The sequence below is a fragment of the Pedobacter ginsenosidimutans genome (assembly GCF_001442625.1).
Taxonomy (GTDB): Bacteria; Bacteroidota; Bacteroidia; order Sphingobacteriales; family Sphingobacteriaceae; genus Pedobacter; species Pedobacter ginsenosidimutans.
On the sequence record NZ_LMZQ01000016.1, the window covers coordinates 73,876 to 97,633 of the forward strand.

The 23,758-nt window shown below is 39.3% G+C and carries 14 protein-coding genes; 12 read left to right on the top strand and 2 right to left on the bottom strand.

All coding sequences use genetic code 11. From position 1 onward, the window contains the following. Positions 1 to 19 precede the first annotated feature (19 nt). The 5 genes from ASU31_RS18745 to ASU31_RS18765 all read left to right on the top strand — a co-directional run bounded on the left by ASU31_RS18745 (position 20) and on the right by ASU31_RS18765 (position 10,847). Entirely contained in the window at positions 20 to 748 is a 729-nt protein-coding gene (locus ASU31_RS18745) for an acyl-CoA desaturase (protein ID WP_057933812.1), read from the top strand. Positions 749 to 1,354: 606 nt separating this feature from the next. Then, complete coding sequence (locus ASU31_RS18750; protein ID WP_057933813.1) at positions 1,355 to 3,781, top strand: TonB-dependent receptor; 2,427 nt, start codon at positions 1,355 to 1,357, stop codon at positions 3,779 to 3,781. Positions 3,782 to 4,100: 319 nt separating this feature from the next. Then, positions 4,101 to 7,232 (top strand): SusC/RagA family TonB-linked outer membrane protein, encoded by a 3,132-nt coding sequence (locus tag ASU31_RS18755; protein ID WP_057933814.1) that lies wholly within the window; start codon positions 4,101 to 4,103, stop codon positions 7,230 to 7,232. An 11-nt stretch (positions 7,233 to 7,243) separates the two neighbouring features. Then, positions 7,244 to 8,677, top strand: a complete 1,434-nt coding sequence (locus ASU31_RS18760) for a SusD/RagB family nutrient-binding outer membrane lipoprotein (protein WP_057933815.1) — start codon at positions 7,244 to 7,246, stop codon at positions 8,675 to 8,677. 85 nt (positions 8,678 to 8,762) lie between these two features. Then, the gene (locus ASU31_RS18765) at positions 8,763 to 10,847 is read left to right on the top strand and encodes a S9 family peptidase (protein ID WP_057933816.1); all 2,085 of its coding nucleotides are present in this window, start codon (positions 8,763 to 8,765) and stop codon (positions 10,845 to 10,847) included. A 246-nt stretch (positions 10,848 to 11,093) separates the two neighbouring features. Here the strand turns inward: ASU31_RS18765 and ASU31_RS18770 are convergent, their stop codons facing one another. Then, complete coding sequence (locus ASU31_RS18770) at positions 11,094 to 12,728, bottom strand: ABC transporter substrate-binding protein (RefSeq protein ID WP_057933817.1); 1,635 nt, start codon at positions 12,726 to 12,728, stop codon at positions 11,094 to 11,096. A 46-nt stretch (positions 12,729 to 12,774) separates the two neighbouring features. On the opposite strand from ASU31_RS18770, the gene ASU31_RS18775 reads away from it, so the two are divergent. Beyond that, positions 12,775 to 13,227 (top strand): substrate-binding domain-containing protein, encoded by a 453-nt coding sequence (locus ASU31_RS18775; RefSeq protein ID WP_083505431.1) that lies wholly within the window; start codon positions 12,775 to 12,777, stop codon positions 13,225 to 13,227. 126 nt (positions 13,228 to 13,353) lie between these two features. Here ASU31_RS18775 and ASU31_RS18780 read toward each other — a convergent pair whose 3' ends face one another. Continuing rightward, the gene (locus ASU31_RS18780) at positions 13,354 to 14,691 is read right to left on the bottom strand and encodes a sigma-54-dependent transcriptional regulator (protein WP_057933819.1); all 1,338 of its coding nucleotides are present in this window, start codon (positions 14,689 to 14,691) and stop codon (positions 13,354 to 13,356) included. 305 nt (positions 14,692 to 14,996) lie between these two features. On the opposite strand from ASU31_RS18780, the gene ASU31_RS18785 reads away from it, so the two are divergent. From ASU31_RS18785 to ASU31_RS27575, 6 genes are all read left to right on the top strand, one after another. Beyond that, positions 14,997 to 17,465, top strand: coding sequence for a PIG-L family deacetylase (locus ASU31_RS18785; protein WP_057933820.1), 2,469 nt, complete (start codon positions 14,997 to 14,999; stop codon positions 17,463 to 17,465). Between the two features lie 100 nt (positions 17,466 to 17,565). Next, on the top strand, positions 17,566 to 19,260 hold the full coding sequence (locus tag ASU31_RS18790; RefSeq protein WP_057933821.1) for a sodium:solute symporter family protein: 1,695 nt from the start codon (positions 17,566 to 17,568) through the stop codon (positions 19,258 to 19,260). A 91-nt stretch (positions 19,261 to 19,351) separates the two neighbouring features. Then, positions 19,352 to 19,975 (top strand): class I SAM-dependent methyltransferase, encoded by a 624-nt coding sequence (locus ASU31_RS18795; RefSeq protein ID WP_057933822.1) that lies wholly within the window; start codon positions 19,352 to 19,354, stop codon positions 19,973 to 19,975. A 146-nt stretch (positions 19,976 to 20,121) separates the two neighbouring features. Then, complete coding sequence (locus tag ASU31_RS18800) at positions 20,122 to 20,640, top strand: DUF2911 domain-containing protein (protein ID WP_057933823.1); 519 nt, start codon at positions 20,122 to 20,124, stop codon at positions 20,638 to 20,640. Positions 20,641 to 21,216: 576 nt separating this feature from the next. Beyond that, the gene (locus tag ASU31_RS18805; protein WP_057933824.1) at positions 21,217 to 23,301 is read left to right on the top strand and encodes a glycoside hydrolase domain-containing protein; all 2,085 of its coding nucleotides are present in this window, start codon (positions 21,217 to 21,219) and stop codon (positions 23,299 to 23,301) included. A 71-nt stretch (positions 23,302 to 23,372) separates the two neighbouring features. Continuing rightward, positions 23,373 to 23,564, top strand: coding sequence for a hypothetical protein (locus ASU31_RS27575; protein ID WP_116249330.1), 192 nt, complete (start codon positions 23,373 to 23,375; stop codon positions 23,562 to 23,564). Positions 23,565 to 23,758: the final 194 nt, after the last annotated feature.

The following is a 23,758-nucleotide window of genomic DNA, read 5'->3' on the forward strand; positions in this document are numbered from 1 at the left end:
TAAAGCATACACCCTATACATGATTATCTTCATTTTTTTTCTTTGCCATTGGTTTTTATCCCTGTTTAGCCAAACCTTTTTCCTTCACCGTTACTCATCGCACAAGATGTTTAAAATGGAGCTTTTTTGGGAGCGGTTTTTCTATCTGATATTGCTGATCTCACAAGGTTCATCATTTTTAAACCCCAGGGCTTATGCCATTCTGCACCGGATGCATCATGCTTATAGCGACACTGAAAAAGATCCGCACTCTCCACATTTTTTTAAGGATGTTTTCGGGATGATGATTGCAACGAAGAATATGTATATGAATTACCTGCATTTTAAAATACAGCCAGAGCCAGCTTTTCAGGGGAATTATCCCGAATGGCCTATTGTTGATAAAATTGGAAATTCATGGGCCTGGAGAATTGCATGCGGACTGTTTTATATTGGCTTTTATGTTGCTTTTGCCAACCACTGGTGGCTGTTTATTTTATTACCGATCCACTTTTTGATGGGGCCTTTACATGGCGCAATTGTAAACTGGTGTGGTCATAAATATGGCTATTCTAACCATGATAATGATGATCATAGCAAAAACTCATTACCTTGGGATTTCTTATTAATGGGCGAGCTTTTTCAGAATAACCACCACAAAAAACCAAACAGTCCTAACTTTGCTGCCAAATGGTGGGAATTTGATCCAACCTATCCGGTAATGAAAGTATTGCACTGGATGCGTATTATTAAAATCAGAAAAGTTTAAGGGAAGACTAAAGCTTAAAGCTAAGTGCTCCGTCATACTATCCCGAATGTTCGGGATTTATTCCATGGTCTGTGTCCTCACAGACCATTTATTTTTTCACTGTTTGGTTCACTAAACTAGCTATAGTTTTTTTCACCACGGAAGCCCTGAAATCACGGAATTAATCTTTACAATTTGTCATCCTGTCGAAGGACTGTCACAAGTTTCATTTCATGGTTTTTGCTGTCAGATTTTTGTTTTTTGCACAGTTTTATCTCATCTAAACCTCACAACTGCGAAAATCCCTTTTGTTTGCAGCAACCTTGAATATCAATACAATCACACCTCAAAAAAATTGAAGCGAATGGAAGGGTTTTTGGTATCGGTATAAGTGGAACCTGCTTTTCTAATTAAGAAATATATTCTGCATTTTGAAATATTCATTTTAATTAGTAACCCTGAGTGTAATCAAAGCGTAATAAGAGAAATACTGTCATCCATAATTCCTTTTACCGATGAAAGCGTAGTGTTTGCCGACTAATTAGAAGAGTTAGGGTAAAAAGTATAGGTTATAATTGTAACAAAATGCAATTTGCGTAGACTAATTACAAAAGACTAACTCTTAACATGAAAAAACTTCTACTACTTACCTTCATCCTTGGATTATTTTTTACCGCACATGCCCAGTTTACTGGCGGCGGCTTGGGTGGAGGACCAAAAAAATCTACCGTTACCGGACGTATTACCGCAACCATACTCGATTCATTAACTAAAAAACCAATTGATTACGCAACGGTATCTTTGGTTAATGCAAAGGATAATAAATCAGTTAATGGTGGTGTAACCGATGGAAAGGGAAAACTAACCTTACAAAATGTATCGCCTGATTCATATAAGCTAATGATCGGTTTTATGGGCTACAAAACAAAATCTGTTTTGGTTACCACCACGCCGTCAAAACCCGATAATAATATGGGCACAATTTATATTTCATCAAGTGAAAATACTTTGGCCGATGTTCAGGTTCAGGGAACAAAAGCAGTTATCGAAAATAAAATCGATAGAATGGTTTATAACGCAGAAGCTGATGGTACAAACGCCGGCGGCGATGCAACAGATGTAATGCGTAAGGTGCCGATGTTATCGGTTGATATTAACGGCAACGTACAGTTACGTGGTGGCGCCGTACGCGTTTTAATTAACGGTAAGCCTTCCGGTACCATGGCCAGCAGCGTTGCTGATGCTTTAAAAATGATCCCTGCAGAGCAGATTAAAAGTGTAGAGGTAATTACCAGTCCATCAGCTAAATATGACGCAGAAGGTTCCGGAGGTATCATCAATATCATAACTAAAAAATCTAATGCACAAGGCGTAAGTGGTTCGGTAAATGCATCAGCAGGTACACGTCAGAACAACGGTGCGTTTAACTTAACTGCAAAAACGGGCCGTTTAAGTGTTAATACTTCATTAGGTGGGAATTTTGCATACGCTCAGAATTCGAGAGTTGTTATTGTTAACAATACGGAGCTAAGTGATGGGAGCGCCATCTATACATCACAAGATGGTTACTCAAAATGGAGTAGAAATGGTTTAAATGGTAGTTTAGGTGTTGATTATGACTTTAATGCATACAATAACATTAGCTCTAACGTAAAGTTTAACCGTTTTTCGAATGGCGGACCAGGTGAATCAGATTTTCTTACTAATGGTTTCCGTCAAAGAAACATTAGCGATATGGATATGACATTCAGTAATATGGATTGGAATGTCGATTATAAAAAAACATCTAAAAAAGAAGGAGAAGAGTTTTCTATATCTGCGCAATTATCTAGAGGCCGTACGCCGCAAAGATTTAGTAATACGTTTATTCCTCAGGATTCTTTAACAGGCACAACCACTGAAAGGAATAATACCAGTAAAAATAATGAGTATACCGTTCAAACAGATTATACTTACCCATTTTCTAAGTCGACAACTTTAGAGGTAGGAGCAAAAGGTATTTTTCGTAAAATTAGAAGCCAGTTCGATTTTTCGTCTCAGGACTTTGATTATAATCAGGATGTTGCTGCAGCTTACGGTGTAATTAGCTTCAACTTAACCAAAAAAATAAAGTTTAAAGGTGGTTTAAGAACGGAATATACTACAATAAGTTTTAACACTAAGGCTAATGGAATTCAGAAAAATGATTATTTGAATTTATTTCCCAGCGCAATCATATCCCAAACGTTAAAAGGAAACGCCACATTAAAATTAAGTTATAACCGTCGTTTACAAAGACCTGGTCAAAACTATTTGAATCCTTTCCTTAACGATAGTAACCCAATTAACTTACAGCAGGGAAATCCATATTTAAATCCTGAATTGAGTGATAACTTAGAGTTAGGTTACAGTACCTTTATAAAAGGATCGGTAATTAATGCCTCAGTGTTTTACCGCCGTACAGGAGGGGTAATTGAAAGTTCACTTACTACAACTGCTGCCAATATACCATTAACCACTTACATTAATGTGGGTACTGGCCAAACTTATGGTTTCAATATCTTTGGCTCATATAATCCTAAACCAAAATGGACTTTAATGAGTAATTTTGGATTAAATACTTACGAAGTGAATAACAAGGTAGCTAATTTTAACACTGGTACTTTTGTAAACTATAACATTTTTGCCCGTTCTGCATATGGTTTTGGTAAAGGCTATAATTTTGAATTATTTGGGGTGGTAAATTCGCCAAGAAGAACCTATCAGGGTAAAACAGATGCGATGATCTTTTATGGTGCATCATTCAAGAAAGATATCTTAAACAAAAAAGGATCAATTGGTGTCAATACCTTGAATCCTTTTACAAAAGATCTTCACATCCAAACTGTAAATAACTCTATTACGCCTACTGAAACAGTTTTTCAGAGTCAAAATATCTACTATCCACTACGCTCTTTTGGTGTGAACTTTAGTTATTCTTTCGGTAAGCTTAAATTTACCGAGAAGAAAAAGATCAAAAACGACGATGTGAAACAAGATCAGCAACAAGGAGGTATGGGCGGCGTTCAACAATAAAACCCAATCTAAATATATAGTTCAGGCCTCTCGATCAAAATCGGGAGGCTTTTTTGCTTTAAGGGTATTTGCTACTTGTATTTAGTGTAAAATACACCATAAGTGGTGTTGTTGCTTCTGATTTTTCCTAGAGTAAATAGCTTTGTTCATTTTTTTGCGTTTTTTATCTTGAATATTTGCGGGTTTTTGCTGGGTATAGGCTTTTTGTATCAAAAATTGTACGGAATTTAACTTGGTTGGTCATGTTTTGTGCGTGTTCTTATTCGTAAAAACCTTATATTGCAATAGCTAACAAACCTTTAACCTAAACAATTGTGATATGAGAAAAATCTTTACCTCACTTTTTTTTCTGTGTATTTTACTCGTTGGCCTTTCAGCTCAGGCTCAGGTAAAAACGATAACAGGGAAAATCACCTCTGCTGATGACGGAGGTCCGTTACCCGGAGCAAGTGTCAAAATCAAGGGCACCACAACAGGTACCTCTACCGATACAAATGGTAGTTTTTCCATTCAGGTTCCATCAACTAACGCTGTACTTGTAATCAGCCTTATCGGGTATAAACCGCAGGAAATTGCTGTTGGTAGTAAAACCACAGTTAATGCAGGGCTGGTTTCAGATGCTCAGGAACTGCAGGAAGTAACCATTTCAACCGCACTGGGGATTACCCGGCAGGCCAAATCTTTAGGTTATGCCGCCCAGTCTGTTAAATCTGAAGACCTGAACTATAACCACCAGCCGAACTTGCTTAATGCATTACAGGGTAAAATTGCAGGTGCTACAATATCCAGCACGGGCGGTGGCCCTGGTCAGGGGGCAAGTATCCGGATCAGGGGAGTTAACTCCATTGATCCTAACATTTCAGGCGATCCTTTATATGTAATAGATGGGGTGCAGATTGATAACTCTACCTCTACCGTTGGGGCTAATCCCGATGGAACCGCATTTGGTTCAAGAGGGGTAACCAATAGGGCTTCAGATATTAATCCAGAGGATATTGAAACCATCAATATTTTAAAGGGAGGTGCCGCTACAGCGCTTTATGGATTAAGAGGTGCAAATGGTGTTGTGGTAATTACCACTAAAAGAGGCAAGCAGAATGGCGTTAGCGTTAATTTTAACAGTAGTTACGGCTTTGATGAAGTGTTGAAGTCGCCGGATGTACAAACAGAATATACTCAAGGTGTTTTAGGTGTTTACACCAATCCTCCAGGCGGAATCGGACCAGCATGGGGACCAACCATTGCCGAAGCGAAACTGATCGATCCTACTCACCCTGATCAATTGTTCAATAACTACGACCGTGCTTTTGGTACAGGTCAACAGGTTAAAAATTCGATTTCGGTTACCGGAGGAAGTGATGCAATTAAATTTTTCTCTTCTGTTTCGCAATTATACCAAAAAGGGATGATGCCAAATACCGATAACAAAAACTTCTCGGGACGTTTAAATACAGACTTTACCATCAGTCCAAAATTTAAAGCCGCTATAAATATGAATTTCACCAATTCTGGCGGATATACCTATAGTGCAGACCGTTTTGGAGAAAGTTTGGCCTATTGGTCGCCGCGTTATGATGTGGCAGATTACCAGAATGCAGATGGTTCGCAAAAATACTTCGGTACCAATAACCCAATCTGGGGTACAGCAAATAACAGATTTAAAGGCGATGTTAACCGGTTTATCGGTGGGGCAAGCCTAAGTTATGATCCTGCAAAGTGGCTTAATTTTTCTTACCGCTTAGGTGTAGATACTTATAATGATAACCGTGTGCGCACAGCCCGCGGACCGATGTATGCTACTGAAGCCATGTATGATAATGCCCAGGGTTATTATGGTGAATATAATACCAAGTTTAGAACCATCAACAGCACTATCGTTGCCACACTTACCTCTAAACTAACAGATGATATTACCGGGACTTTACGGTTAGGACAAGAACTTTACGACCGTAAATCGAAAGAGATCGGTACTTTGGGCAGTATCCTCGGCGTGTACAATTTCTTTAATTTAGCTAATGCAGGTGTACTTACCCCAACGCAAACCCTAAGACAAAAAAGACTGATCGGTTATTTTGGAGAAGCGACTTTCGATTACAAAAATTACCTTTTCTTAACTGTAACCGGTAGAAATGACATCACTTCTACGCTGCCAAAAGCAAACAGGTCGTTTTTCTATCCTTCAGCAAGTTTAAGTTATGTGTTTTCCGATCAATTTAAGTTGCCTGCCGTTATTAGTCAGGCCAAATTGCGTTTGTCTTATGCAAGGATCGGAAAGGATGCATCCGAGTATTCTACATTTACCGGATATTCGCCTTATACCTCGCTTCCAACCGGAACAGGTGGTTTAACCATTGCTCCAAACCTTGGTAACCCCGATCTTCGTCCCGAGTTTACCAATACCTACGAGGCTGGTTTAGAGATGTCGTTCTTTAAAAACCGTTTAGGTTTCGATTTTACTTACTATTATTCATTAAGCAAAGATCAGATCATTCAAACGCAGATTTCTTCGGCAGTAGGTTATGTAACCAAGTCAATCAATGCCGGCGATATCAGGAACAGGGGAGTTGAGCTGGTATTGAATGGTAAACCAATTGTATCAAAAGATTTCAGATGGGATGTAAATGTTAATTTTTCGGCCAACAGAAACATGGTATTGAGTATGCCTAACGGAATATCGGAAATTGTGTATGGTGCTGCAAGAGGTTACGGCAATGCCGGAGTAACGATGAAACTGATCCAGGGCCAGCCTTATGGCAATATTTACGGCAGTTATTTTAACCGTTATTATGGAAGTACACCAGAAGACCCGATCGTATTGGATAAAGACCTTCCATTGCTGATCGGAGCCAACGGATTCCCGAGCATTTCAGGTGGCAAACAAAAATTACTAGGTAATTCGCAGCCGAACTATATTATTGGTATGGGCAATACTTTCAAATACAAAAATTTCAGTTTAAATGTATTGTTTGATGCGCGTTTAGGATTTGAGAAATACAACTGGTTAGAAGATTTTTATTCGGCCTTCGGGTTGCCCGATTATACTGCTGATAGAAGGTCGTATAAGGTATTTGATGGTGTATTGGCCAATGGAACACCAAACACCAAACCGGTATGGCTAGGACAGAATACAGTAGATGGTGTTAATTATGGAGAAGGTTATTACCGCATCTATTACCGGAATGTTTCTGAGCCTTTTGTAAGCGATGCCTCATGGGTACGTTTACGTTCTGCAAGTTTAACGTATAATTTACCGGAGAACTGGTTGCCCGCTAAGTCAATCAAAAATGCTTCACTATCCGTTACCGGAAATAATTTATGGTTGTGGACAAAATATTATGGTGTAGATCCAGAATCGAGTTCTTTCGATTCGGGTAGTAATAATGATGGTTCTGCCGGATTTACCTATCCATCTGCCCGTACAATTATGTTTACACTTAATGTTGGTTTTTAAATAGAATTACGATGCAAAAGATTATAAAATATACATGGTGCGCAGCTTTAATTGCAACACTAGGTTTGCAGAGTTGTAAAGACGATTATTTTGATAAATTGTCTGATAACCCGAATCAGGTTCCCGTGCCAACACTCAATGCATTGTTGGCTACATCAACTTACAAAATCGGAAATAACAATTACCTTATCGGTAATCTTGTTGCTCCTTATGTGCAATATACTGCTAATCCGTCGGCTAATGCTGCTGGAGATACTTATCAAGCAATTGATTTTAGTAGTACCTGGGATGCACTTTACTTTGCCATGGCCGATGCTAACGAAATGAAAAAACTGGCAGTTGCACAAGGCTCCAGCGAGTATAAAGGCGTAGCCGATGTAATTATTGCCTATAACCTTACCTTGGTAAATGATTTATGGGGAGATGCTCCGTTTTCGCAGGCTTTCGATATCAACAACCTTAAGCCAAAATACGACAAACAACAGGAGGTTTATACCCAGACCATCGCATTGTTAGATGAAGCCATTGTTGAACTTGCCAAAACCAATGCAACAGTTAAACTGGCCCCTACGAGTGATTTAATTTATGGAAAAACACCTGCCACCGAAAGGGCAAACTGGTTAAAAATGGCCTATGGTCTAAAAGCCAGATTATTGAACAAAATAAGTAAAACCAGTTCTTATAATCCTACAGCAGTATTGGCAGCACTGAGTAATTCCTTTAACGCAAATACAGATGATGCGGGTATGGCTACTTTTAAAGAACGTAATCCATGGGCCAATGTGGCACTATCCAATTCGCAACAATCACTTGGTGGATGGCTTTCAGAACAGTTTATTGATGCCTTAAATGGCACAACTTTTACAGTTTTTGACCCACGCATCGAAAAAATTACCGATAAAACCGTTAACAATATTTACATCGGAACCGTAAATGGGGCAGGTAATAGGTTGCCTGGAGCCAATACAACTAAAGATGAATGTTATATCTCGAGTAACTCTCCATGGACCAGCAATACTGCTCCAATACTTATTGTTACTTATGCTGAGCTGAAATTTATCGAAGCTGAAGCTTATTTTGATACCGATAAAACGAAAGCCTATGCAGCTTATTTAGCCGGTATTAGTGCTAATATGGATAAACTTTTGGTTTCAACAACTGCAAGAGATGCTTATCTGGCCAATCCTGTTGTTAATGTTGGTGCTGCGGCCTTAACAAAAGATCTTATTTATAAAGAGAAATACATTGCAACCTATTTAAATCCGGAGGCCTGGAATGATGCCCGCCGTTTCGATTACAAATACAAGGATTTCGGTATGCCGGCCAACGCTGCGCTTCCAACCTTTATCCGTCGCTTGGATTATCCACAGGGCGAACGCAGTAAAAACGGAGCAAATGTTCCGGCAGATGTGGCAAGAACAACCAAACTGTGGTGGGATCAGTAACATTCTTATAAAAAACAATAATCAGAGTCCTAACTGCACATCGGTTAGGGCTTTTTTTTATAATTTATCTTCTCAATATCAAGTAATGAAAAAATCGCTGCTTATACTGCTCATACTAATATCTGCCGATAAAATTTTTGCACAGAACTTTACACTGAAATCAGTTTTAAGTTATCCTTTTCCTACGCAATTGGTAGCCTCGCCTGTTGGTTCTAAAATAGCTTGGGCAGCAAACGAACAGGGAAAAAGAAATATTTATACTGCTGAAGCGCCTGATTATAAAGCAATAAAAAATACAGATTATAATGATGATGATGGACAGGAATTAACCAGTTTATCTATTTCTGCAAATGGCAAATGGATTGTATTTGTACGTGGCGGCGATCATGGTGGAAGAGATGGCGGACCTGTTAACGCAAATTCATCTCCAATTGCACCAAAAATACAGGTGTTTGCTGTGCCTTTTGGCGGTGGAAAAGTTATTGCAATAGGTGAAGGAGATAACCCCGTTATTTCACCAAACAGCGAACAGCTGCTGTTTAGCAAAGCAGGTCAGGTGATGGTTGCCCCTATTGATGGATCATTTCCGGCAAAAAACCTGTTTTACGCAAAAGGCATCAACTCAGGTTACAAATGGTCGCCGGATGGGAAGAAGGTTGTGTTTGTTTCCAACCGGACAGATCATTCTTTTATAGGTATTTATACCAATCAGCAAACTGCGATACAGTGGTTATTGCCATCTTTTTCTAAAGATAACGCCCCAGTTTGGTCACCAGATGGCAATGCGATTGCTTTTATCCGCACAAGGGGGACAGGTATAGAAACGGATTCGATTTTAACGCGAAAACATCAACCTTGGGCTATCTGGACGGCTAACGTAAATACTGGAGAAGGAAAACAGATCTGGAAAGCTCCTGAAACGATCAGGGGTTCTTATCCTTCAATTGATGGGGGTACCAATTTGCAATGGGCCGACGGTAAGATAATATTCACTTCATATGAGGACGGTTGGCCGCATTTGTATGCTGTTAATCCTGATGGAACAGGCTGTTTATTGCTTACCCCGGGTAATTTTGCCATTGAAAACATTAAACTGAGCAACGATAAAAAGACATTGGTTTTTGCAGCGAACACAGGTAGAGAAGCTGATGATTTAGATAGGAGGCATATTTACAAAGTAGCAGTAAATAAGGCAAACATGGAGGCATTGAGTTTTGGCGAAGGTATTGAAGCCTATCCTGTAATTTCGGGAGATAACCGTACTTTTTTCTGTTTAAGTTCCACAGCAGAACGGCCACTTTTACCAGCTGTTTTAAATGATAAAAAGGCAGTTAGACTCATCGGCGAATCACTTATCCCTAACGATTTTCCCATCAAAGAAATGGTAACTCCAAAGCATGTAAATTTTAAGGCACCCGATGGCAATACTGTATATGGACAATTGTTTTCTCCCAAAAAAGCAGATAAAAACAAGCCAGCAATTGTATATGTTCATGGTGGTCCTCAACGGCAAATGTTTTTGGGCTGGAACCCGATGGATTATTATTCCATTGATTATGCTTTAAACCAGTACCTGGTTAATATGGGTTTTACAGTTTTATCTGTAAATTATCGTTTGGGAATTGGTTATGGTTTTGATTTTCATAAACCATTAAATGCCGGGGCACAAGGGGCAGCAGAATATCAGGATGTAAAGGCTGCAGGCGAATGGTTAGCGAATCAGAAAAACATTGATAAAAATAAAATTGGCATTTATGGAGGTTCATATGGTGGCTACTTAACTGCACTGGCGCTTGGAAAAGATTCTAAATTGTTTGCAGCAGGCGTAGATATCCATGGCGTAAATTACAGGTTTAGTAATCCAGGAGCCGAAGGAAAGGAGCCTGCCCCAGATGCTGCACTAGCCGCGAGGGTAGCCACGTCATCATCTCCGGTGAGTTACATTAACACCTGGACATCGCCAACATTGATTATCCATGCCGATGATGACCGCAATGTTGCTTTTAATCAGAGTGTAGATTTGGCCAAAAGGTTTGAAGATAAAAAAATCGGGTTCGAATTTTTGGTTATTCCGGATGATACTCACCACTGGATGAAGTTTTCTAACGGTTTAAAGGTGAGTGAGGCAACGGCCGATTTTCTTAAAAGGAAGTTAATGGATAAAAAGTAAATATTTTTTTAATAAAGCAAAAACAAAAAGTGAGCGGTCATCCTGAAGGTTAATTTATTGTATAAAACCAATATAAATGACAGAAGATTTTAGGGAATTCTAGGCAGCGAGGCATCTTCATTGCTGTGACGACCTTTCTTTTGGAATCTATCAAAGGTTGCTTATTGAAGGACAATATTATTTATTGTACACGGTTAAAAGGTCTTCGACAAGCTCAGACTGACAACGTTTAAGTTGACGAATCTTCTATTTCTTTTTTATCCGCTTTAAAATCATCAGGCTCAATGGATTGAAGGAATATCCGCTAATATTGTTTTGGAGCATTACTACAGATTGATCGTAGAAAAGTGGAACAACAGGGGCATAATCCATTACCATCTGATCCATTTTACGGTACAGTTCAAATCGTTTTTCGTTACCGGTTTCATAGTAGCTTTTCTCAAACAGCTGATCGAATTCTTTATTATAAAAGGCCGTGTAATTTGGACCATAAGGGACTTTGTTTTTTGAGTAAAACATGGAAAGGAAATTCTCTCCATCGCCATAATCGGCCAGCCAGGAACCACGGAAAAAGTTTACATTGTTTTTCGACATTAAATCCCTTAGGCTAGCACTTGGGCTTACATCAATTTTAGCTTTAATACCTACAGCAGTAAGCTCGCCCTGAATAAATTCGATCAGGTCTTTGTAAGTTGTGGTTGTATTTAGGGTTATTTCTCCCATACCTTTTCCTTCTGGGAAACCAGCTTCCTCTAAAAGTTTAGCAGCCAGTTTTGGGTTATAGGCGTATCCCCTAACCGCCAAACTATCAAAACCCGGCATGCCTTTAGGAATGAAACCAGATGTTGCCGCTACCCCAATGCCATTTCTTAGGTATTTAATCAATCGGTCACGGTCTATTGAATAATTAATGGCTTGCCTGATTTTTTTTAAACGCAATGGCGATTTCTTCACAATCGAAAGGTTGGTATCAACCAATATGCCTACATATTCGGTACACAGGTATGGGCTTTTGGTTAATGTAAATTTTCCTTTGTACTTCGAGGTCATCTTTCCGCTTTTGGTCAGGATATCATCGCGGTAACTGCCATCAACATTATAGTAGAAATCCAGATCCTTTTTCAGGAAACTCATGAAACCACTTTGTTTATCGGTGATGAAGCTGGCTTTAACGGCATCAAGATAGGGCAGGGCCATCCCTTTGGCATCTTTTTCAAAATAATGCTCGTTTTTTAAAAGCACTAATATTTCACCTTCTTTCCAGTATTTAAATTTAAAAGGGCCGGTGCCAACAGGATGACTTCTAAAATCTTTACCATAATGCTCTACAACTTCTTTAGGTACAACAGAGCAGTATTGTGTAGTGAGTAAACTCATAAACGGTGGGAAAGGACGCACCAGCTTAATCTGGAAAGTAGAATCATTTAACGCGATAAAATTATGCTTATCCTTAACCTTATCACTAAAAATCCACCCGCCGGATGAGGCTACCTTTGGATCGATTAAACGATAAAAACTATAGGCAAAATCACTTGCAGTTACTTTGCGCCCTTTGCCATTATTAAAAATAGGATCATCATGAAAGTAAACATCGTTGCGCAATTTAAAAGTGTAGGTTAAAGCATCTTCCGAAACCTGCCAGCTTTTGGCTATACAGGGAATTGTTTGTAAGGATGAATCGATCTGTACCAAACCATTAAAAATCTGGTTGGTCATCCAGATGGCATTCTGGTTGCGCGCAAAGGCCGGATCAATAGAGGTTAAACCCTGATCGAGATTAATATTGAAGACTTTTTTGTCCTGATGATCAGCATTTTCCTTGCATGAAAAGAATAAGCTTACACAAAAAAACCAAAATATATAATTAAATGAGCCTCGCATGCGATTAGGAATGTTATTTTTGCACAAATTAATAAATTTAATGCAGATGTCTTTTTTAAACGATTTATTTATCGGCCTCGATGCTGCTCACCACGAAGAATTACAGGAACGTTTAGATTTAGTGGAGCACAAGATTAAGTTTATGGATAAAATGCCTGTAGCTTGCTTAGATACGAGCAACAATCCGGAATATTTTTTATCGGAAGAAATTTCGCTGGCAGGTGGAATGCTAGAGACTGACGTACTAAACGCTGTATTTATTATTTATTATCAGCCAGGTAAAACTTTAACCGATTTAATGAGAGAAGTACCTGCGGCATTAAATACCGATTGGCAAGCTGTGCAAAACAATAGAATCATTTTATTGAATGACGATGTTAACCGCGAAAGAACAGCTGAAAATGCCGTTTCGCTAATAGAAGATATCGCCGAAATGTTACACCCGGGTTCTTTTATCTTTGGACATGAAGGTGATAAATGGATTAGGTTTGGCGCATAAGGAATTTGAGATTTGAGACATTACATGTGAGAAAAGTATTTTGATGGGTTAGATGGGATTTAAAACCTTTCAACTTTTCCAACCTTTAACTTTCAAACTGTTCAAAGTCAAACCTTAAAACCTCATCTATATCTCTCTAATCTGGTATTCTTCTATTTTACGGTAAAGTGTGGTTAAACCGATACCCAGTAATCGCGAGGTTTCTGTTTTATTTCCTTTGGTATGGATGAGTACTTTTTGAATGTGCTGCTTTTCTATCTGTTGTAGGTTATAATCGTTTTCTATCGGTGCAAATTCAAAAAATTCAGGAGGTAAGGCGGTAGCGCTTAAAGCATCTCCATCTGAGAGGATTACCAAACGTTCGATCACATTTTTAAGTTCCCGGATATTTCCTTTCCAACTATGATCACTCAATATTGATAAAATTTTATCATCCATTTTTGGTGCTGATCGGTTTACCTTATCTGCAAATTCTTTCAGGTAAAACTTAGCCAATGCAGGGATGTCGGCTTTGCGCTCACGTAGCGGAGGTAAGGTGATGGTAAAAACAGAAAGCCGGTAATAAAGATCGGAGCGGAATTTTCCAGAGGCTGCATCGGCCTTTAAATCTTTATTGGTGGCGGCTAAAATCCGAACATTTACCTGTTGCGTTTGGGTATCGCCCACTTTGATAAAGGTCTGGCTTTCGAGTACACGCAATAACTTTGCCTGTAAATCGAGGTTCATCTCGCCGATTTCATCCAGTAATAATGTACCGCCGTTAGCCTCTTCCAGTAACCCTTTTTTGTCTTTATTGGCGCCCGTAAAAGCCCCCGCTTTGTATCCGAAAAGTTCGCTTTCCAGTAAATCCGGACTAAAACCACTGCAATTTAAGGCCACAAATGGTTTTGCAGCCCTGGGGCTTTCGTAATGGATAGATTGAGCGAAAACTTCTTTCCCAGTTCCTGTTTCTCCCAATAATAAAACTGTAGTATCGGTTGCACTTACTTTTTTGGCCAGATCAATTGCTTCCTTTAAAGCTTTTGATTGACCGATTATGGTTTCGAAGCTGTGTTTTTTAGCAATTTTGTTTTCCAGATCGGAAACCCTGCGCTGCAGATTTGATTTATCCATCGCCTTGTACAAAAGCGGAATAATCTTGTCGTTGTCATCGCCTTTTACGAGATAATCAAATGCCCCGTTTTTGATCGCCAGAACGCCATCGGCAATGGTACCGTAAGCGGTGAGGTTTATAATTTCGACATAGGATTTTATAGCTTTGATATCCTTAACCAGCGCAACTCCATTAACATCAGGTAGTTTAACATCACTGATTACAATGCTTACATCGTTATTTTTAAGCAATTTAAGACCTTCTTTCCCAGTATTGGCCTGAAGGGTTTTAAAACCCTCTAATTCAATAATCCTGGAAAGTAAACTGCAGATTTTCTTTTCATCATCGATGATGAGTACCATGCCATTCATAGGTAAAATTTATGCTGCAATATTAAGTATAAAAATATCGAAAGATGACGACGCGGATAAAATAAACAGCTTTGGCCTTTAAGCTTTGAGCTTCAGACTCCTGACTCTTCTTCCTCGGTTTGTGTCTCCACAGAACGAAAAGATAAATATTGCAAAAGATAAGGAGTGTTCTGTGGGGACACAGACAACGGGTTGGACTCTGGACTTCAGACTCTGGACTCCCGACTTATTTTGTACCTTTTTCGTTTCCGAAGCATTAAAGTAAAAGCTTTTTGAGCATATTTGGTTTTTGCAAAACAAATTCTATGTTTAAGAGACTAACCGCAATATTCATATTTTGCTTTCCAGCAGTTTTTTGTGCTGCCCAACAAGTACGCCCAGCCAAATCTTCAGAAATTTATAGAGAGATAAAAACGTTAAAACATCTTCCGAAAGTTTTATATCTGGCTGCTCATCCCGATGATGAGAATACTGGTTTATTATCTTGGTTAATCAACGATCAAAATGTAGAAACGGCTTATTTATCGCTTACCAGGGGAGACGGCGGACAAAACCTTTTGGGCACCGAACAAGGGGCAGCCTTAGGCCTGATCAGAACACATGAGCTTTTAGAAGCCCGCAGATTAGACGGTGCGCAACAATTTTTTACCAGGGCAATTGATTTCGGCTTCTCTAAAAACACCAATGACACTTTTAAACAGTGGGATGCCGATAGCATTACCGCCGATGTGGTTTGGGTGATCAGAAAATTTAGACCTGATGTGATTATCTGCCGTTTCCCGCCAACAGCTGCTGCGGGTCACGGTCAGCACGCGGCTTCGGCTGTTGTGGCGGAGAAAGCGTTTAAAGCTGCTGCTGATAAAAATATGTTTCCAAACCAGCTTAAATATGTTTCTGTTTGGCAGCCAAAAAGGTTGTTATGGAATACCTTTAGGTTCGGTTCTGTTAATACCACAGCCGAAAATCAGTTAAAGGCAACTGTTGGGCAATACGACGCACAATTGGGAATGGGTTATGGTGAATTGGCAGGATTAAGCAGAAGTTTACACAAAAGCCAGGGGGCGGGAACACAGTCGGTGGCCGGTGTACGTTCCGATTATTTTACCCATGTTTTAGGCGATCCTGCTAAAAGAACTTTGTTCGATGGTTTAAGCCTTAACTGGTCAGACAAAGGCATAGGCGATATTGATGAACTGATTGACATTATACTATTATCTTTCAATTATAATCAACCCGATAAGAGCCTGCATGGACTGTTGATGCTGAGAAAGAGAATTGTCGAATTACAGGATGCAGCCCTTAGAAAAGATAAACTTGCAGCTATCGATAACATCATTTTAAGCAGTGTAGGTTTTATGGGCGAGGTAGTAACCAATCAACCCGAAGCAATTGCCGGCAATAGTTATAATTTCCGTTTAAACTTAATTTCAAGATCGGCTACCCCTGTTACCATTGAAAGTGTGAATTGGTTAAACCAGACAGATAATTTAAATAGAGCGCTCGCTAACGACTCGCTGATTACCATTGAACGTAAAATCCAGATTCCGGCAGACGCGGCGCTTACTGAACCTTACTGGTTAGCTAAGCCTGCAAAAGATGCGGCAACATTCAGCGTAGCTAATGATACTTTAATCGGACTTCCGGAAATGCAATCGCCAGTTAATGTGCTGTTGTCACTGAAAATAGAATCGGAAAAATTTGAAATCAGATTGCCTTTATCCTATAAAAAATTAGATCCTGTTAAAGGTGATGTTGTAGAAGCCCTCAGGATCATCCCAGCGCTCGATTTAAGTTTTAGCGAGCCAGTTTATTTTGCTAAAGAAAAAGAAGCTTTAAATGTTAGCCTTCGCTTAAGAGCCAATAAGAACATTAATTATGGTAAGGTGAGTTTCAAGATCGGCAATCAGGTAGTGAAAACCTTTCAGGGGGTTAATCTGGCAGAGAATACCATCAATACGATGAATTTCCTTCTCCCGGTTGAAGATTTAGCAAAAATTAAAACCACCCAGAATAAATTAGAAGCTGTTTTTTCATCAGAATCGAATGAATATTCAAAAGGACAGGTATTAATTCAGTACCCTCATTTGCCAACCTTACAGTATTTTGTTCCTGCCATAACATGGTTGATTAAGGGAGATGTAAAGGTATTGGCGAAAAAAGTTGGATATATTGAAGGGGCTGGAGATCTGATCCCCGAGTTTTTAAGGCAGGCAGGTTTGCAGGTTGATGTGCTGACAGAAGCGGATATCCTAAACCCGATAAAACTGGCTAGTTACGATGCTGTGGTAACCGGAGTAAGGGTAATCAATACCGAGAAAAGAATTAAAAACTGGCAAACTGCTTTGCGCGGTTATGTAGAAAATGGTGGTACCATTGTGATGCAGTACAATACCACACAAGATATGGCGCTACAGGATTTTGGTGTTTATCCGTTTAGTATCAGTGGTAAAAGGGTGACCGAAGAAAATGCAGAGGTTAAATTTTTAAAACCCGAACATAAACTGTTAAACTATCCAAATAAAATTACTGCTGAAGATTTTAAAGGCTGGGTGCAGGAGCGTGGTGCTTATTTCCCTGATAAATGGGATGCCAAATACGAACCACTTTTCGAGATGCACGATACAGATGAAGAGCCGCTTCAAGGATCAACCTTGTATGCAAAATACGGCAAAGGGAATTTTATTTATACACCTTTAGCTTTTTTCAGGCAATTACCTGCAGGGAATGTTGGTGCAGCCAGATTGTTCTTTAACTTTTTATCAGCTGGGAAGTGATGAAAAACCAATTCAAAAACTGGAATACCTGGTATATTTTACTCGCTTTGGCGCTGGTATTTCAGATTGTATTTTATTACCTGTTTACTAAATTCTGGGCATGAGTAATATCGATTGGGCAGTTCTGATATTTACTTTGCTTGCTGTGGTAACCTATGGTGTTTTTATTGGTCGTGGGCAAAAAAGCAATGCTTCCTATCTAAAGGCAGATAATAAAATGCCCTGGTACATTGTGCTACTGGGTATTATGGCAACGCAGGCCAGTGCCATTACTTTTTTATCTGCACCTGGGCAGGCTTATACCGATGGCATGCGCTTCGTGCAGTATTATTTTGGTCTGCCGTTGGCAATGATTGTCATCTGCATTACTTTCATCCCAATTTTTCAGCGGTTGAATGTATATACGGCCTACGAATATTTGGAAAACCGTTTCGATAAAAAAACAAGGGTTTTAACTTCTTTGCTGTTCCTGTTTTCGCGGGGATTATCGACAGGGATCAGCATTTATGCACCAAGTATTATCCTCTCGAGCGTTTTAAACTGGAATATTTATTTAACCAATATTCTTACCGGAGGGATTTTATTGATTTATACTTATGTTGGTGGTGCAAAAGCAATTGCACACACACAAAAACTACAGTTTTTGATCATTTTAGGAACAATGGCCTTTGCCGGATATCTTTTGGTGCAAAATATGCCTAATGGAATCGGGTTTAAGGATGCGCTTTACCTGGCCGGGAAATCGGGTAAATTAAATGTAATTACCACCGAATTCGATTGGAAGGATAAATATAATATCTGGAGTGGTTTAATCGGAGGCTTTTTCCTCGCGCTTTCTTACTTTGGCACAGATCAGAGCCAGGTTGGAAGATACATTACCGCGAAAGACAATACCAATGCTAAAATGGGATTACTGTTGAATGGATTGGTTAAAATCCCGATGCAGTTTGCTATCCTGTTAATCGGCGCATTATTGTTTGCTTTCTTCTCACTAAAGCCTGCACCGATTTATTTCAATGAACGTTCCTATCAGTATCTAAAAGAAACTCAGCCACAGCAGGCGGCTGCTTTCGAGAAAGAGCATAACGCTTTAGCACAGAAATTTAACCATCAATCAAAAAATATCCTGGTAGAAAAGGAAAAGCAATTACCATCTTTAAATTCTTCGATAGAAAACTTTAAATCAACCCAAAAGCAGGTAAAAGAACTGCACAGTAGGGTAGAAGAAGCCATTAACAAGTCGAATTACAATGCAGAGAAAACCGATACCAATTATATCTTTTTATATTTTGTAAAGAATACCCTTCCCGTTGGGATGATCGGTCTGCTTTTTGCGGTCATCTTTTTGGCCAGCTGGGGCTCTATTTCTGCGGCATTGAATTCATTAGCCGCCTGTTCGTTAAAAGATGTGCACCTCATTTTTGGTAAAAAAGAGGTAGACGACGAGACTGAACTGAAATATAGCCGTTTACACACTTTGGCCTGGGGCATTTTTTCAATAGCTGTTGCCATGTTTGCTACACAGATGGGTTCGCTAATAGAAGCCGTTAATGTACTGGGCTCGCTTTTCTATGGACCAATCCTGGGTATTTTCCTGGTGGCATTTTATTTTAAAAAGATAAACGGACCAATCGTATTTATTGCGGCCATCTTATCCGAAATTGCCGTTGTTGCAGTATATGAATTCGATATTGTTTCATTCCTTTGGCTCAATGTAATCGGCGCAGCAGCAGTAATTATGTTCTCGGTAATTGGCCTCTTATTTTCTAACCCAAAAACCGCAGTCGACAGATAAACTTAATTTTTACGTGCAACAGATATTTGCTGCCCGAGCGCAGGCCTAAAATTTGATACCTTTATTTTCGACAAAATAGATAACGCTAAATATGAACAATGCCTGGGTAGATAGATGGAATGACCGATACAGTACCGATGAGTTTGCTTATGGCGAACAACCGAATAACTATTTAAAAGAGCAGCTAACGAATCTCGAGACCAGAACAATACTTTTTCCGGCAGAAGGAGAAGGCCGAAATGCTGTTTTTGCAGCTAAACTTGGTTGGAAGGTTTCAGCCTTTGATATCAGTATTGAAGGAAAGAATAAAGCACTTCAACTCGCAGAAAACAATAACGTTAGCATTGATTACCAGGTGGGCGAACTTCAGGAGCTGGATTATAAAGCTGAGCAGTTTGATGCCATTGCCTTGATTTATGCACACTTTCCATCAGCAATTAAATCTACTTACCACAAAACACTAAGCAATTATTTACGCAAAGGCGGTTTGCTTATTTTCGAAGCTTTTAGCAAGAAACACCTTGATTATCTTGCCAAAAATGAAAAAGTTGGTGGACCAAAAGAAATCGATATGCTATTCTCAATCGAGGAAATAAGAGCTTATTTCGAAAACTATGAGATTCTGGTGCTGGAAGAAAAAGAAATTGAACTGAATGAGGGTTTGTTTCATAACGGGCAGGGCTCGGTAATCAGATTTGTTGGAAGAAGGAAATAAAGCGGTTTGGTCTATAACTGAGAAATGAATTCAAAAAAACAGCAAAATTTTGCACAATTTTTTAGACACTGGGATTATAGTTTTTATCAACCTAAAGCCATAAATTCGTAAAATCAAAAACAACAAAAACAGATAAATACAATACTATGAAAACGATGATTAAATCAATCGCGTTGCTATTTACAGCAATCACCATTTCTGTAAGTGCAATGGCACAAGATGCACAGCCTAAACCAAGTCCTGCGGCTACAGCAACAGGAAAAGTAAAAGGCGCAACCATTACCATCAACTACAGCAGCCCTGCCGTAAAAGGACGTAAAATCTGGGGCGGTTTGGAAGCCTTTGATAAAGTATGGCGTGCAGGTGCAAACGAGGCTACTACTTTCGAAACCGATAAAGATATCGTGGTTGAAGGTAAAGCTTTAGCAGCTGGAAAATACAGCTTCTTTTTAATCCCTAAAGAAAGCGGAACCTGGACAGCTATTTTTAACAAAGAACCAAAACAGTGGGGTGCTTACAAATACGAAGAAGCTAAAGATGCTTTACGTGTTGATGTTAAAACCAAAGCATTAAAAGCTACACAAGAACGTTTGGTTTATAAAATTACCAAAAGCGGATTCGCTTTAGAATGGGATAAAATTTCTGTTCCGGTTACCATTAAGTAATAAGATAAAATTATTTAGAGCCGTCCTGATTTTACATTTGGACGGTTTTTTTATGCCTTTTTTTGAAATGATTGGATTATAATTCTATTCCTTGGTCTGTGTCCGCACAGACCAATAGACAGCTTCATGTATACAAGCAAAAAATAGAATTAGGAAATGAGTGGTCTGTGGTTCTTAGGGGCTATCAGTCCCGCCATTCGCTCTAGCTCCGATGGAAGACCTGTGAAACAAGCAAGCACACCAAAATATAACATAAACCGGTGCTTAATCGGAGGCTGCCGCTGCTGTCGGGTTTAGGCACAACGGTTTTTGCACCCTGCAGCCCAACAAATGAAATACTGCTGTAGCCACTTAGCCCCGGTTGGAGCGTTACCCTGCAGCAACGAGGTAAGAGGCAGCGAAGCGTAAAAGCGAAAAACGGGAAGGCACTTCTTATTCTGTACAGGGCTTGCGCTTCTAAATTAAAAAAACATATTTTGTTAAAACGTTTTCTCCCCTTTTGTAAAGAACCTAAAACATAATATCTACTTCATGTTAAAATACTATTTTAGGGCGATTTAAAAACAAACACAAATAATGAAACTTTCCATTAAACTACTGGCTTTATTGCCGCTTATTTCGTTAAACGTTTTAGCTCAACAAAAAATACAGTATTTTTCTATCAAAACTGCCAGGCCTGTAGATCAGGTGAACGTTTTTTTAGGATCTTCAGCAGATCATGGGCAGATGTCGCCAGCAGCATCGGCTCCTTTTAGCATGTTGAGCATTGGCCCTCAAACTTATCCTAAAACACATACCGGTTACGAATACCTGGCGAAGAAATTTGAAGGCTTTACCCACAACCGTTTCGAAGGGGTAGGCTGCCAGGGCTCGGGTGGTAATATTTTCATCAAACCATTTTTAGGTAGTGATCCAGTGAAGTCAGAACTGATCAAGATTGCTGAAAAAGCAAGTCCGGGTTACTATGAAGTGGGTTTTGAAAATAAAATTAAAGCCAGTTTTACCGTATTGGGCAAAGCCGGGAAGCATGCTTACCAATTCCCGAAAGGAGCAAAAGGTTTTTACCTCGATTTGGGTTATGCTTTTAATGGTGCTTTTGTAGCCGAATTGCACGAGGTAAACGGCAATAGTGTAAGTGGATGGATTACCTCAAAAACAACCTGTGGAGCAGGTAAATACAAATTGTTCTATTATATGGAAATCGGCGATGATGTATCATGGAAAGTAATCGACGATCATAAAATGATTGCCATGCTCAAAGGAGAGGTAACTTCGGTAGGAATCAACATTGCACTTTCTTCGGTAAGTGTTGAAGCTGCAAAAGCTTCTGTCAATAAAAATCCGTTCAATACCGTAAAAGAACAAAGCAAGGCCGATTGGAATACAAATCTTTCTAAAATTGCTGTAAATGGCGATCTGGAAAGTGCAAAGCTATTTTATTCGCTTTTATACCGTACCATGCAATCGCCCTATGTAATTTCAGAAGCTGATGGAACATATCGCAATACAAAGGGCGAAATTCAGAAAGATAAAGAAATCCGTTACAACGGCTGGGCCATTTGGGACAATTACCGTACGCAGTTACCTTTGCTTTCGTTAATTCAACAAGACCGTTATGCTGGCATGGTCAGTTCTGTTGCCGATCTGTATAACTCCGGCAAAAAAGATTATGCCGGGCAAAATGAGCCATCAAATACCGTGCGTTCTGAACATGCCATTGTGGTTTTGCTTGATGCCTACCGCAAGGGTTATCCGGTAGATTTTAACAAGATTGCCGATTCGTTAGTGAAAGAGGTAAATGGCCTGGATTACAAATCTCCAGATAAGGCATTGGAATCGAGTTACGATAACTGGGCATTGGCAGAAATCTTTAAGATTTTAAAGAATAAAGAAAAATCTGATTTTTATCTCAATAAAGCGCTTGAATACAAAAAATATTGGAATAAAGATTTTAAAGATATGACCAAAAATGATGTCGACCGCATGCAGGCCCGTGGTTTATATCAGGGTACCATCTGGCAATACCGGTGGTTTGTGCCTTATGATTTTAAAGGATTAATTGAATTGGACGGGGGAGAGGAATCTTATCTGGCAAAACTCGACGAATTTTTTGCACGTGATTTATACAACCATGCCAATGAACCAGATTTGCAGGTGCCATTGATGTATAATGTTACCAGGTCTGGTTATAAATCGCAGTACTGGATGCATCAATTGGCAGCTGATACTGTAATTCAAAATTATTTTAACGATAACAGCCGTGGAATCGGTAGTTATATCGGTAAAATTTACAGAAACCAGCCACATGCCTATTTACGTACAATGGACGATGATGCCGGTGCGATGAGCGCCTGGTATGTGTTTGCTGCAAGTGGTTTTTCTCCTGCCTGTGTTGGGTGGCCGATTTATTATTTAAATGTGCCTTTATTTCCATCGTTAAGCTATAACCTGCCGAAAGGAAAAACTTTTACCATCGAAACTGAAAATTTTAGCCTGAAAAACAAATACATCAAAGCCGTTTTTCTTAACGGAAAACCTTTCAAAAAGAACTTTATCACGCAAGAGGATATCAATGCAGGAGGAGTGCTGAAAATCGTTGCTTCGGCCGTGCCAGTTAAAATTTCGGATACCGAAAACTGGATTTCGAGTCTTGGAAAATAATTTTAAAAATTTACAAAAAGCTGCAAACTTATTCCAGATAATCCTGTTATTCTAGTATAAATTTCAAGATCATGGCACCTTTAAAATTAAGCGAAGAACAACATGCTACATTAAGCAACAGAAACACATTAGAACAAATTAACGAACAACCTTTAGAACTTCATCCAGAAGCATATAAGGTAAAAGGCCCATCTCCCGATAAGATGAAGACAGTATCATCTTCATTAAGGAATTACGCCCATGGTTTGTACGGATTGTTGTAAAAACGCCTCCAATAAAAATCTCATCATACCAGATTATATAAAGCAGCCAGGATTTAAAAAACCTGGCTGCTTTTGTTTTGATAAGAAGAGGCTGGATCAAAAAGTTAAATTCTATTGGCATTGTTACGTTGAGTTTGTCGGAACGCCCTGCCAAAGCTATTTAATCTAGTCCTTCGACAGGCTCAGGATGACAA

What these genes read in the sequence shown, in the direction of transcription:
- ASU31_RS18800 (WP_057933823.1), top strand. Translation starts at nt 20,122, where the DNA reads ATGAAAACGATGATTAAATCAATCGCGTTGCTATTTACAGCAATCACC.
- ASU31_RS27575 (WP_116249330.1), top strand. Translation starts at nt 23,373, where the DNA reads ATGGCACCTTTAAAATTAAGCGAAGAACAACATGCTACATTAAGCAAC.
- ASU31_RS18755 (WP_057933814.1), top strand. Translation starts at nt 4,101, where the DNA reads ATGAGAAAAATCTTTACCTCACTTTTTTTTCTGTGTATTTTACTCGTT.
- ASU31_RS18785 (WP_057933820.1), top strand. Translation starts at nt 14,997, where the DNA reads ATGTTTAAGAGACTAACCGCAATATTCATATTTTGCTTTCCAGCAGTT.
- ASU31_RS18760 (WP_057933815.1), top strand. Translation starts at nt 7,244, where the DNA reads ATGCAAAAGATTATAAAATATACATGGTGCGCAGCTTTAATTGCAACA.
- ASU31_RS18745 (WP_057933812.1), top strand. Translation starts at nt 20, where the DNA reads ATGATTATCTTCATTTTTTTTCTTTGCCATTGGTTTTTATCCCTGTTT.
- ASU31_RS18765 (WP_057933816.1), top strand. Translation starts at nt 8,763, where the DNA reads ATGAAAAAATCGCTGCTTATACTGCTCATACTAATATCTGCCGATAAA.
- ASU31_RS18780 (WP_057933819.1), bottom strand. Translation starts at nt 14,691, where the DNA reads ATGAATGGCATGGTACTCATCATCGATGATGAAAAGAAAATCTGCAGT.
- ASU31_RS18795 (WP_057933822.1), top strand. Translation starts at nt 19,352, where the DNA reads ATGAACAATGCCTGGGTAGATAGATGGAATGACCGATACAGTACCGAT.
- ASU31_RS18805 (WP_057933824.1), top strand. Translation starts at nt 21,217, where the DNA reads ATGAAACTTTCCATTAAACTACTGGCTTTATTGCCGCTTATTTCGTTA.
- ASU31_RS18770 (WP_057933817.1), bottom strand. Translation starts at nt 12,728, where the DNA reads ATGCGAGGCTCATTTAATTATATATTTTGGTTTTTTTGTGTAAGCTTA.
- ASU31_RS18775 (WP_083505431.1), top strand. Translation starts at nt 12,775, where the DNA reads ATGTCTTTTTTAAACGATTTATTTATCGGCCTCGATGCTGCTCACCAC.
- ASU31_RS18790 (WP_057933821.1), top strand. Translation starts at nt 17,566, where the DNA reads ATGAGTAATATCGATTGGGCAGTTCTGATATTTACTTTGCTTGCTGTG.
- ASU31_RS18750 (WP_057933813.1), top strand. Translation starts at nt 1,355, where the DNA reads ATGAAAAAACTTCTACTACTTACCTTCATCCTTGGATTATTTTTTACC.